Source organism: Desulfosporosinus fructosivorans (genome assembly GCF_004766045.1).
Classification (GTDB): domain Bacteria; phylum Bacillota; class Desulfitobacteriia; order Desulfitobacteriales; family Desulfitobacteriaceae; genus Desulfosporosinus; species Desulfosporosinus fructosivorans.
Genome location: NZ_SPQQ01000011.1, coordinates 105,905 through 118,141, shown reverse-complemented (window position 1 = coordinate 118,141; position 12,237 = coordinate 105,905). Strand labels below are relative to the sequence as shown.

At 43.9% G+C, this 12,237-nt stretch carries 13 protein-coding genes; 6 read left to right on the top strand and 7 right to left on the bottom strand.

Translation table 11 applies throughout. From position 1 onward, the window contains the following. The first annotated feature begins 9 nt into the window (after nt 1-9). Complete coding sequence (locus E4K67_RS23815; protein ID WP_135551328.1) at nt 10-744, top strand: ABC transporter permease; 735 nt, start codon at nt 10-12, stop codon at nt 742-744. Between the two features lie 3 nt (nt 745-747). Then, complete coding sequence (locus E4K67_RS23810) at nt 748-1,482, top strand: ABC transporter permease (RefSeq protein ID WP_135551326.1); 735 nt, start codon at nt 748-750, stop codon at nt 1,480-1,482. Nucleotides 1,483-1,536: 54 nt separating this feature from the next. On the opposite strand, the gene E4K67_RS23805 is transcribed toward E4K67_RS23810, so the two are convergent. Next, nucleotides 1,537-3,078: a YcdB/YcdC domain-containing protein gene (locus E4K67_RS23805; RefSeq protein WP_158408563.1), complete on the bottom strand. Its 1,542-nt coding sequence runs from the start codon at nt 3,076-3,078 to the stop codon at nt 1,537-1,539. Nucleotides 3,079-3,213: 135 nt separating this feature from the next. On the opposite strand from E4K67_RS23805, the gene E4K67_RS23800 reads away from it, so the two are divergent. Both E4K67_RS23800 and E4K67_RS23795 read left to right on the top strand, forming a co-directional pair. After that, the gene (locus E4K67_RS23800) at nt 3,214-4,047 is read left to right on the top strand and encodes a MerR family transcriptional regulator (RefSeq protein WP_135551323.1); all 834 of its coding nucleotides are present in this window, start codon (nt 3,214-3,216) and stop codon (nt 4,045-4,047) included. Between the two features lie 115 nt (nt 4,048-4,162). Beyond that, nucleotides 4,163-4,639, top strand: coding sequence for an SAM-dependent methyltransferase (locus E4K67_RS23795; protein WP_135551321.1), 477 nt, complete (start codon nt 4,163-4,165; stop codon nt 4,637-4,639). Nucleotides 4,640-4,745: 106 nt separating this feature from the next. Here E4K67_RS23795 and E4K67_RS23790 read toward each other — a convergent pair whose 3' ends face one another. Continuing rightward, nucleotides 4,746-5,432 (bottom strand): hypothetical protein, encoded by a 687-nt coding sequence (locus E4K67_RS23790; protein WP_135551320.1) that lies wholly within the window; start codon nt 5,430-5,432, stop codon nt 4,746-4,748. Between the two features lie 306 nt (nt 5,433-5,738). Between E4K67_RS23790 and E4K67_RS23785 the strand changes: the two genes are divergently transcribed. Further along, on the top strand, nt 5,739-7,445 hold the full coding sequence (locus E4K67_RS23785; RefSeq protein WP_135551318.1) for a methyl-accepting chemotaxis protein: 1,707 nt from the start codon (nt 5,739-5,741) through the stop codon (nt 7,443-7,445). 727 nt (nt 7,446-8,172) lie between these two features. Here E4K67_RS23785 and E4K67_RS23780 read toward each other — a convergent pair. Continuing rightward, a complete protein-coding gene (locus E4K67_RS23780; protein ID WP_135551316.1) occupies nt 8,173-8,688 on the bottom strand; it encodes a ribonuclease toxin HepT-like protein in 516 nt (171 codons plus the stop codon). Further along, nucleotides 8,685-9,035 carry a nucleotidyltransferase family protein gene (locus E4K67_RS23775; protein ID WP_135551314.1) on the bottom strand — a complete coding sequence of 117 codons (351 nt, stop codon included), beginning with the start codon at nt 9,033-9,035 and terminating at the stop codon, nt 8,685-8,687. Before E4K67_RS23775 ends, E4K67_RS23780 begins: the two co-directional genes overlap by 4 nt. Before the next feature lie 679 nt (nt 9,036-9,714). Here E4K67_RS23775 and E4K67_RS23770 point away from each other — a divergent pair. Beyond that, nucleotides 9,715-10,647 (top strand): M23 family metallopeptidase, encoded by a 933-nt coding sequence (locus tag E4K67_RS23770; RefSeq protein WP_243454598.1) that lies wholly within the window; start codon nt 9,715-9,717, stop codon nt 10,645-10,647. 224 nt (nt 10,648-10,871) lie between these two features. Here E4K67_RS23770 and E4K67_RS23765 read toward each other — a convergent pair whose 3' ends face one another. The 3 genes from E4K67_RS23765 to E4K67_RS23755 form a co-directional block, all read right to left on the bottom strand. After that, nucleotides 10,872-11,459: a DNA-3-methyladenine glycosylase gene (locus tag E4K67_RS23765; protein ID WP_135551312.1), complete on the bottom strand. Its 588-nt coding sequence runs from the start codon at nt 11,457-11,459 to the stop codon at nt 10,872-10,874. A gap of 98 nt (nt 11,460-11,557) precedes the next feature. Further along, nucleotides 11,558-11,881, bottom strand: coding sequence for a GNAT family N-acetyltransferase (locus tag E4K67_RS23760; RefSeq protein ID WP_135551311.1), 324 nt, complete (start codon nt 11,879-11,881; stop codon nt 11,558-11,560). Nucleotides 11,882-12,009: 128 nt separating this feature from the next. Beyond that, nucleotides 12,010-12,222 (bottom strand): helix-turn-helix domain-containing protein, encoded by a 213-nt coding sequence (locus E4K67_RS23755; protein ID WP_135551309.1) that lies wholly within the window; start codon nt 12,220-12,222, stop codon nt 12,010-12,012. Nucleotides 12,223-12,237 lie beyond the last annotated feature (15 nt).

Sequence of the window (12,237 nt, the reverse complement as noted above, 5' to 3'; positions counted from 1 at the left end):
GCACTTGCTATGGAATTTTATAAGACCCGCCGCAGAAACGTCTGGCTGGTGGTCGCCGTACTCATCGGTGTACAACTCTGCTGGGCTCTGTGGTCCTTCAGTAATATGAGAGCCCGTGACTTAGAACAGGGCTGGATGGCCATTCTATACCAGTTTCCACTGCTCAACTCTATCATGATGCCCGTCATCGCCGCCGTAGTGGCCTCGCGGCTTAGTGATGTGGAACACAAGGGCGAAACCTTCAAGCTTCTGGAAACAGTGATGTCCGCCGGGCGCTTGTTTGACGCAAAATTCTTGTGCGGGGCGGTGTATATGGTTTCGGCAGCCGTCCTTCAACTTTTGGTCATTATCATTGCTGGGTATCTCAAAGGCTTTGAAGGAGAGGTGCCAATCTCGTTTTTGGGGTACTATCTTCTCTTTACCACAGGGGTCAACCTGACCATCCTACTCCTTCAGCAGGTACTGTCCCTGCTGTTCGCGAATCAGATGGTACCTTTCAGCGTAGGGCTGATCGGTGCGTTTGCCGGTCTGCTAACCATGTTTTTCCCTCAGAGTGTTCAAAAACTCATCCTATGGGGCTACTACGGCGTGTTAATGTTTGTCACCCTAGACTGGGACCAGGCAACACGCATCTCTGATTATTATTGGCTGCCCATCAACTGGTCGGGATTTGCTGTTCTGACCGTGATATTCGGCGTAATCTATCTGGCAGGCCGCACCCTGTTTGTGAGAAAGGAGATCTGAATCATGCTGTTTAGAACACTTCGTGCAGAACAGATGAAGCTGCGACACAGTCCGGTATGGCTGGCGTTTTTTATCCTACCCATCCTGCCCGCCTTTATGGGGACGTTTAACTACCTGCAAAACCTCGACCTCTTACAGACGGAATGGTACAGTCTATGGACCCAGCACACGCTGTTCAGTTGCTACTTCTTCCTACCCGCATTGATCGGCGTTTATTGCTCTTATCTGTGCCGCTTGGAGCATCTGAATCACAATTGGAATTCTACCATGACCGCGCCCGTTCCGATTTCCTGCATCTATCTTGCAAAGTTGCTGATCGCTTCTTCCATGGTGCTGTTGACACAAGTATGGATCGGTGTGTTGTTTATTATTTCAGGCAAGCTGACGGGGCTGACCGCACCTATTCCCCCAGAGCTACCCGAGTGGCTACTGTTCGGAACAATTGGTGGAATCGTCATTTGTGCCTTACAGCTTTGCATTTCGCTGGTCATCCGCAGCTTTGCCGTGCCGGTTGGGTTGGCCTTAATTGGCGGCATTTCAGGACTGGCTGCTCTGGCAAAAGGATATGGCGTATGGTTTCCATATTCGTTGATGTCCCTGGGAATGCGCGCCAACCATCCCGGCGGTGCAATGCAATGCTCCGTAGTACAGTTCAGTTTAAACTGTCTGTTGTATCTGGTTGTTTTCTGCCTATTTGCAGTCTTGTGGCTGGAAAAACGGGATGTGAAAACAGGGTAACCAACCTTTCCACGCGCGTGGAATATCCAGAACGCCATCAGCTTGATGGTTCCGCTATAGACCAATCCTAGTATTTTCCCAAATTAGTTCACCTGAAACTGCATCTATATACCGCAAGGTTCGTTGCTTCCCCTGTTCATCGCAGAAAGTAGCGGTCGGCTCATACAGTAACCGAAACATTGTAGCTTCTTGATCACGGTCCAAGTACCACTTAAGACGAAGTTTCATTTGTTCGACATAGTATTCAAATGCTGCTTCCGCGGCGAGAATTGGACGGAAACTGCGTCCTGTCAGTTCTTGAATCATCTCATAAGAAACACCCATATAGGTGCAGACCTCTCCTGTTGATGTGCTGACACAGATTGTGACTCTCTCATGATTTACGAGGATTCCGTCGATATAGACGGGCAAATAGAAAAATTGACGGTCACACGGTTCCTCCTCTGATTCCTCATGATCGTTTTCGAGTTGGAGATAATGGACGTAGTCTGGAAATACGTTACGCAGGAATTGGTCCGCCTTCTGCCAACACTGCTCTCGGTTTAGCGTTGGTACTCCTTCCTTCCAGCGATCCATCCAGTGAAACCCAACCAAACGTCCAGTCGACTTCTCCAGTTGTAGCATGATCGAGGATTCCCTAAAATTACGCAGGTTGTCGCCCCATTTTCGCTCCATATATGCATCTACGGACAAGGAGTCCGGCTCTGGCTTCTCTTCCTCCTGCGCCCTGATCTGATACAAGGATTTTATTCTCTCCCCGTCATCCGTTGACTTCTCTAGGACATAATCCTCTAGGTTGATGCCAAGCCGTTGCTCCCAGGACACCGTCTCATCCGTAGCAGGCTTCGGAGCAGTATCGGTATCGGTTTGCAGCATGGGATGACTTGGCGGCATGACATAGTGTTCAGGACCAAACATATCACGGCCTGTAACGGCATCAATCGATCGACGGCCTGGGATCGGCTCGTAAACTAGTCGATATTCCGGTTCAGTTCCCTTCATATCGTACATCGAAGGATATAGGGAAACGATCGTTGGTACCATCCGCAAATCGCTCAGTATCTGCTGCATCACTGTATCTGCGTCCACAATGGAGGCTGGCCATACAGGCTTAAAAGCCTTACGATCCATTCTCCCTTTTAGATGATACCGCACTATGTTTAGGCCTGAATCCAGCGTCAAATTACAACCCGTATTAGGTAGAGGCAACCCACCGACTTCCTGGCGAAACGCAAACTCGATTCTGTCTCCTCTTTTGTCAATAACCACTGACGTATATTCTGCAGAATCGGGAGCATACTTCGCAACGAATTGATCGGTTACCGCTCTGGCCGCTCCATCAAGGCAGATCTGTTTAGCTTCCTCCTTGGTCGCTCCCACTTCTTCTCGATCGATAGCCAACCGCTTGAGCTGTCCGGTTACCAAATCCAGTACGATCTCAATTGTGTTATCCTGGTTTTCAGGGTCCTCCCAAATGAAGCACCGTTCTTGCTCATTGCCCTCTGGAACGCTAGCTTCCATCTCTAGCTGATAATGCTGAGGTATCGTTACAATGCTTTTCGCTGTGGCCCGAAGCATCTCTTTATCTATTGACATAATCTTCCTCCTTAATATCATGCCCTCTCTTAGGGGACAACTCGTTTTTTTCTACCGATAATGGTATATTAATTCAGTGTACAACAATTTACTATATTAATATATTGGACTTTCATACTGCAAAGGAGACGATGTATGTTTCGAATAGGTGAATTTTCAAAGCTCACACAAGTATCAATTCGGATGCTGCGCTACTATGATGAAACAGGGCTTTTAAAGCCAGTGCATATTGACAAATTCACCGGCTACAGAATATATTCCGTTGAGCAGATCCCTATATTACACAAGATCATTTTTTTGCGAGACACCGGATTTAACGTCTCGGAAATTACAGTCGCTCTTTGTGATTGGGACAACTCTATAACCAATCACCTTAAAAAAAAGCAGCAGGAAATACAATCATCCATTAAGTTGGAGCAAGAAAAGTTGGCCAAAATAGATATTGCAATCGATGACATTTCAGATGATAAAATCTCAATCCATTGCAATGTTTCTCTAAAAAGTATTCCTACCTATCGAGTCCTTTCTCTGCGCAGAATTATTCCGAACTATTTCTGCGAGGGAATGCTGTGGCAGGAGCTTTTTGATTACGCTAAGGCCCACCATGTGGATATGACTTCAACTGGCAGCGACTTTGCAATCTATCATGATATGGATTACAAGGATTCCGACGTAGATGTCGAGGTGTGTATGGTTGTCGATCAGATAGGCGAAAGCAGCGGCAACTTTAGGTTCCGGGAAACAGAAAAAGTCGACACCATGGTTTGTTCAATGGTGTACGGTCCCTTTGAAAATATTGCGCCTGGGTATGAGTCCTTTGCCCATTGGCTAATGCAACATGACCAGTATCAAATGACCGGGCAAAACAGACAAATTTGTCACCGAGGCCCGTGGAATGAGAAAGACCCAAACAAATATCTTACAGAAATCCAAATTCCTGTTGAAAAACATCTTCGTTTAAACCTTTAAAATGACCGGCAGAAATCTTCTGCCGGTCATTTTTGGTGTTGACTCTCACACAGTGGTAGGGTTTACACTAAAATTGCAGAAATGCAAAATTGAAAAATGGAGGTATGAGGTATATATGAAGCAATTTGCAGTAAATCCGATCGGGAAAATAGAAACAAGTGAGGCTGGTATGCTCATAGAAGTAACAACCCAGTATATCCCCGCTTTAAAGGAACTGGATGGATTTTCCCATGTCAATGTGCTTTGGTGGTTTGACGGCAATGATAACAATGAGTCCAGAAGCGTTCTAGAGGTTCCAGCCCCATATAAGAAATCTCCACTGAGCATGGGTATCTTTGCTACCCGGTCACCGTTCAGACCAAATCCAATTGCCCTGACCGTCGCACAAATCCTTTATATCGACCATGCAAAAGGGACCATTGCCATTGCCTACATCGATGCAAACGAGGGTTCTCCTGTTATTGATTTAAAGCCCTATACACCAAGCCTTGACCGAGTGGAGGCTCCTAGAGTACCGGAATGGTGCGGCCATTGGCCCAAAAGCTTAGAGGATTCGGGCAGTTTTAATTGGGAAAATGAGTTTAATTACTAAATTCTTTGTTGTACTCGCTTGACAATTAATCCGTAGCAGCAATAACAGTATGTTGTTCCTAGCTTTTGCAACGAATCGTACGTGGTCTTGACCCCTTCCAATTGTTTTAATTCCACCCAACGCTACATTCCGGACAAACGAAACCATCATGCTCTGGGACTAGGCTAATTGTCTGCCGCCCGCAGCGCTCACAGACTGGTGTTTCAATCTCGGTCGACAGTGGATTGTAAAACACAGTGAACGTGCGGACCTGATCCTTGTGCGCCAATTCCAGTTTCACCCACAGGCATGGAATATAATAAGCCACAACGTGGTCGAGTCGAATGTCAACTTCCACGCCGTAACGTTCCACCGCATCCTTTTCCCGCCTTTCACGGTCCGCTAAAGTTGCCGACAACTGCTGCTCTAGGCGGGCCTTTTTTTTCAGATCTCCTGTCCCTGTCAATTTCTTATGGATCTCTGCCGCCAATTCGTCGTAGTAGCCAGCGATCTTGGCTAGTTCTTTCTCTTTTTGCCAAGTTCCTTGCGTCATTATTTTTTCCGCCCATATTTGCGTCGCTTGCTCCGCATTTCGGCAAGCCGTCTGATAAAGACCCTCTAGCGGCGATAGCTTAGCTCTAGTGAGGGAATACTCACGCTCCTCTGCAGGTATGTTTTCCTCCCAGGCTTCAAAAAAATTCGTCTGGACTTGGCCGTTACTACCATTCAAAACGACAGTCACAACTTCTTCACTCTTTTCGTGGGAACGAAAGGGGACAGGCACCTTGTCCCTCGTTCTGTCAATCACTCTCATTGATATTCCGTTCTTCCTTACTATTGTGATTTCGAAATCCATCCCTCACCCAGATAAGAAAATAGATGTTATCATGAGGACGATGTACCTGTCCCCCTGTGTCCCCGTTTGTATAAATAAAAGGTTTATAGAGATTAATGTCGAATATCCATAGAAACTAACTACTTTTAGGGGATATTATTGAGTACGTTAGTGGCAGAACTGTTCACTATACCCATTGGAATACCCTAACATTGTGAAATAAAATAATATTTAGTACGGAATTGAAAACCAAAGTTTAAGTCATTAATAAAGGAGTCGTTTAGAATGTTTTGGATTAGGAACTGGAAAATAAAAACAAAAATTTTAGCTGGATATATTATTGTATCTCTAATGGTTATTTTAGTTTCCTCTACTTTTATTTATGGAATAAACCACGTGCAAAATTCGTATAACAATCTCTTGAAAAATAGTTCTGAGCATAATATAACTGTCTTAAGTCAAGTTCAGTTTTATTTCACAGGTCAGGCAAATGATGAGCGTGGATTTTTAATAACAAGGGGCGTAGAATTTCGTGGAGAAATAGCTGCGAAAGATCAGGAGATCAAAAAGCGTCTGAAGTCAATTGAAGGTAATATGACAACTGGGCAAGAGCGCCAGTTGCTAAGTCAAATTTCTGACACTCAAAATAAATTTACTCAAAATAGCTTTAAAGTCATTGATACCTACAATGCTGGGGATATCACCCTGGCGATGAATCTGTCTTTTCAAGACGGAAGAACAATGCGTAAAGGTTTGCAATCAACGTTCGACGAGCTTATGAAGTTGGAGATGGCGAATACAGACAAAGCTATTTCGACAGCAGAATCCTTCGGCAAGACTATGGCTAATTTTGGGATAGGCGTTTCAATTCTTGCAATTGTTCTGGCCTTAAGCATGGGATTCTATACTTCAACTAAAATCTCTAGTCAGATTACATCCATTAATAAAATGGCAAATAAACTAGCCGAGGGCGATTTATCAATTAACGATCTACTAATCAAAGGAAATGACGAGACAGATCAGTTAGCCACTAGTTTCAATATAATGAAAAATAATTTACATGGACTAGTTTTGCATGTTTCTCAGTCCTCGGAGCAAGTCGCGGCTTCATCAGAAGAGCTAACTGCCATAGCTGAGCAGAATACTCAAGCTTCAACCCTGATAGCGGCTTCTATTGAACTAGTAGCCCAAGGGACAGAAAAACAAGCAGGTGTTGTAAACGAAACATCGTCTGCTGTCGAAGAAATCTCCGCGAGCACAGAGGAAGTCGCGGCCAGCTCTGCTGAAATCACCCGTTCAATGGTCGATACATTGACAACGACTCAAGCAGGGCAAAAAGCGTTAGACCGAGTGGCTGAACAAATGAACATCATTAGCGCAGGAACAGACCGCGTACAACAGTCTATAACGGAGCTATCAACGAATTCCGAAAAGATTGGAAATATCATTGTAGTCATTACTGGGATTGCTGACCAAACCAATTTATTGGCTCTAAATGCGGCGATTGAAGCAGCTAGGGCAGGAGAACAAGGTCGTGGGTTTGCGGTTGTCGCTGAAGAAGTTAGAAAATTGGCAGAGCAATCACGGGAAGCAACAAAACAGATTGAAGCCCTCATTAATCAAAATAAGAGCGATATTGGTACGGCAGTCATTGCTACGGAAGATGGCGTAGGTAGTGTAAAAGTGGGGATGGATGTTGTCACCGTGGCCGGACAATCCTTCAGTGAAATTGCTAAACTTGTTGAAACCGTATCCGCTCAAATGGAACAGATATCGGGAACCATACAACAAATTGCAGGTGGAAATCAGCAAATAGTTACTTCCGTTCGTGAAATCGAGTTAATAAGTTCGGAGACAGCAGATCAAGCGCAAACGGTCTCTGCTGGGGTTGAAGAACAAACAGCTTCAATGGAACAGGTGACTTCGTCGGCCCAGAGTCTATCCAATATGGCATTTGAGCTCCAAACAATTATCAGTAAATTTACTATATAGAATCATTTACTTGTAGAGACTCTTAATAGTTATCAGAAGCCACCTCGAACCTATCGAAAGCGAGGTGGCTTCTTGCTTTCCGCAATTATCAGATTCAAAGGTTTATATTACGACTGTCTAGAAAAATCAACCTGCAGCTACCAAAACATCGCCCTTCCATGTACCAAACTCCTTAATCCCAGTATATGACACGTAGCCACCGCCCCATTACCATATAACAAATTGATTTGAATCGCCACTAGGCAACTCAAATCAATAGAGTGTTTTTCTTCTGAAGGTATTCTAATAGTTGAACTTCCTATAACATACGTAATCTGGAAATACGCCACGCAGGAATTGGTCCGCCTTCTTCCAACACTGCTCCCGGTTTAGGGTTGATGTTCATTCCTTCCAGCGATCCTAGTTAAGGAACAATCGATTTCTGCACAGCCTTTTCTGCGGACCAGTAATAAGGCGTTATTTCCAGACTGCCTATAAGACATTATTTCTAGACTGGCTATAAGCTGCTGTAGTACGTATTGCTCGGTTAAGGCGCCTTTAAACTCTTCAAATAGACATTTTTCATGTCTTCAAAATCGTATCCCTTAGTTAAGAACTAATAGACGCTCCAAGCCCAGGCAAATGTGGGCTTGAGCGTCTATTAGTTTTCAGGGTTTAAGTTGCGAACTTAAAGACACCGGTTTGTTAAACCGATGCCTTGGAAAACGATGATGACTACGCTAACTCATTACCGTGCTATAGAATCACTCAATTTGTCTACAAATCGTAGAAACTCAGAAAGTTCCTTCAGAAGATTCAATGTCAAAGTTTCTACACCCATTGCCAAGGGCTCCATTTTGCGCCAGCGTAGTTCAGATCCATAGGCATGCCTGAACATATGGCGAAAACGTCGGTATTCATCTAATTCCTCTGCTAGATCCTTAGATATAATTCTCGGACGTAGGTCTGGAATCTCTAGTGTCATTGATCGTAGCAACTCTCGACGGTAATCTCCATCCTGTACCAGTCCTCCATCGAAAGCTCTTGAAATTCGCTCAAAAATCGACTCAAAGGCCGTAAAGTAATGATGTAAATACCCCGCACAAGCCATTAAATCTGATCCCCGCACCGAACCCGTCTCCGCCTCTAATACCCGGACTATGTTAGAAATATCTCTGGCAATCCTTTGTGTTGCGTTTAAATCCTCTTTAATTTCAACGATAAGCCTTTTATATTGTGCTCTTTTTTTTTCTTTGCCTGTCATATTCTCACCCCATCTCTCACAATGCGTTCTCTCATAGAATCCTGAGCAAATTCGAATTGAATGAAGTCAATAGGAATCGGTTCTGCAATATCTTCGGCAATCCGATATGCCTTGAAATAATGCTCCTCAAGTAATCCTTTGACAGCTATATCAATATCAGACTCCAATTCAAACTGATCTGTCGTCAGTGAGCCAAAGAGATAAACCTCAATATTGGGGAATGAATATCTTAGGGCATTTGCAACTTTCTCTGCTTTTTCGCGAGCTTCCTTATAGAAATCTAAACGTCTTCGTTCCTCTTGTTCAATTTTGAGTTTGTTTCCTTCGACGTATGAGGATATATCCATAGCCTTTTCCCTCATGATTTACACTTCCTATAAATACCATATCGCAAGTATCCCTAACGGACAATAGGTTATTTAGCTACTTTCCTTTGTGGTTAGATTCTTTGTCCTTGCACATCCAATAAATTAGTCGTACCCTTCTGTGCGTAATAATGCAACAAATTGTCATGATTCAAGTCATAAATTTACTCTAATGACGCGAAAGGATATTTTTCCGAATCGACCATAGAAACGATATCCCCTTTGATACCTTTGGAGCCTACGGCTTTATGGTATTCCCCACTTCAGATTATTACATCTTGGCCACATGGTATTCCGCTAGAGAAGCGAAAAAGAAATAATACACATTAGGAGTGGGTTTGGGGCAACTATAACATAACAAACGTTTATTATATACTTCAAAACTGTAAATTTAATGTAAGAGGAGAAAGTCTCGAGAAGCAGGCACTGACACCATATTGGTCATCTACTACTAGAATCTTAGCCATTCCATTTACATCTATTGATTATTTTAATATTCTCCATACAACGGCAAATTTCTCTTTTGTTCCAAATTTATCCACTCTCATACCTTCATTGCGCACGTTGTGCGTTTCATATATATTTCATAGGCAGATTTTTCTTCAGATAGTCGCCGCTGTCTGTTTCAAGATAGGCTCTGAATTCACAAGGGTATGTTATAATGGGTAAAAAATCATTGAGCTTTCATTACCGTTTAAAAGTAAGCAGCCGGGAGGTTTATATGAATCGAATTGTCGCTATATCCAGCAAACTAAAATATATAGGTCTTTTGGGCCTGCCGATGTTCTTTTCGGATACGCTGATCTGGAAATATCTCTGGTTGTTCTGGCTGTTTGCTTTTGTGGAAATTTTCACCTCTTTCTCGACTTTTGTGCAGGCCTTACAGCAGTTGATTGCTATACCCTATATCTATATTTCCCATGGGTTCCGGCTGCCGGATCAAAATAACTATCAGCCTGCAATACGCTATTCCCTGCCGTTCAGCGGGCAATGGACGGCGGTCAACGGTGGCCCCGACAAGAAAACCTCTCATTCCTGGAGCATTTTGACCCAGCGCTACGCCTATGACTTTTTGATCTTGGATGACAACGGTCAAAGCTGTTCCGGCGACAAAGCCCTTTTGCCGAACTACTATTGCTACGGCAGGGAAGTCTTAGCCCCGGCTGACGGAGTTGTTGTGGAAGCAATAGACAAATACCCTGATTCCCGCACCTCTGGCAACGGTTCCGTAGACCATACCGCCAAAGACATTCGTGGCAATTACATTGTAATCAGGCACGCAGCAAAAGAGTACAGCTTGATCGCTCACCTTCTGCCCCAAAGCATTAAGGTCAAGGCGGGTCGGCAGGTAAAGCGCGGCGAGCACATCGCGCAATGCGGCAACTCCGGCAATACTACAGAGCCTCACATCCATTTTCAAATTCAGGATGGCAAAAGCTTCCTTGCCTCGGCAGGACTGCCCATTTCCTTTGAGGGAATTGAGACGAAGCCCGCTAAAAACTATGCCAAATTTGATCCGCGCCCGGTATATGAGCAAAAGGAAAGGGATGCGTCAACGATTCAACGCGGCTCTTGCGTAGGAAAAATGGAATAAGAAAAGCACTCTGTCCGGAGTGCTTTTCTTATTCCATTTTCTGGGATTTTACAAGTATCCCATCCAAGAGGTTCTCCCCATCACAGAGCCTCAAATCTTTCTTATCGGACTGGAAAGGACCTGTTGGATTACTTGAGGATTTTCTTCTCACTCTGATGAGTCCCGTCGAGAGAAAAGTAATGTTTCCCATTCTGAACTAATCTTCTTTGAACTTAGGCCCCCTATTATTTGGAGACAAAGCGATTATCTTGTACCCAAAAACGCCAAGGATAGTGTACCGCTTCTCCGCTATTATGAATCCCTATTCTTGGACCCACCGCAATAGATCCCATTTCTTTTCCTTCGGCGATAAAAAGTGGATACTCAAACAACGCTCTCCCGTAATCTTCCTTAACTATACTCAGGTATTTCGTTAACTTTCCCGGCCCATTGGTCAGCTCTCGTTCTTTTTTCCCGTTTCCACGCCGTTGATACATCAGGTCTATTCCGCCACATGGTTCTAGAGCTCTAATTAATACTGCCTCTGGACACCCGATCTCTCCACTAACCACGTTAATAAGGCAATGGGTGTGCATAACATAAGTATAGACGTACCCAGGTGGCCCAAACATGACCTCAGTTCTTTTAGTCCTTCGATTTTCAAACCCATGTGCTGCACGATCTTCTGGTCCAATGTAGGCTTCGGTTTCTACGATCCATCCCGAGACCGTACCTAACTCAGTTTCTTTCACAAGCAATTTCCCCAACAAAGCACGAGCTAAACTAAGCGTCGGTTGTCGGAAAAACGAATAGTTAAGCGGTTTTATTACCATAATCCTACCCCATTATCTAGTTTACACTCACCAATATTCCAATCTAACCAGAAGGCATTTTCTACTCAATAGGTATTTCTAACAACTGCTTATAGTAGTTAATGTTTTCCATCAATCTTGCAGGCGACGGCTTGATCACTCGTATCTTCGGATAAAATATCCGGATACTGTTTCTCATGCCGCTTTAGCCAAATATTAGCATATGAACACGTGGCTGTAGCTTTAATTCCTTCTTTCCTGAAATACTCTGCAACTACTTCCATCATCTTTCCGGCTACACCCTTACCTCTCAAAACAGGATTAACATAGGTATAATCAATATTCACTTCTCCATTTTCTTTTCGGATAAACGTAGTCTCACACATCAGTTCACCCTTTTCATCAGTGCTATAAATACGTCCATTTTCATAGTTCCACTCCATGTCTTTCCACCTCTAATCAATAGAATCAAAGAACAAAGCCTTTACCTTTACAAGGTTAGAACTTACCTAATATCACCTTTTTCTAGCATGGACATACGAGAGCTTGAAGGAAAAATTCAGGGTTTCACTTAGCGATAGGGTTTTTTATTATTGGTCAGTCCCACCAGATAGTCAATACTCGTTTTATAGAATTCAGCAAGTTTAATTAACGAGGTATTAGGAATATCAAGGGCACCGCTTTCATATCTTGAATAGGTTGTTTGGCTTACCTTCAGCACGGTGGCAAGCTCTTGCTGAGTAAAATCCCTGTCCTCACGTAAATCACGTAATCGTTGGTACATGGTATTCATCCCTGG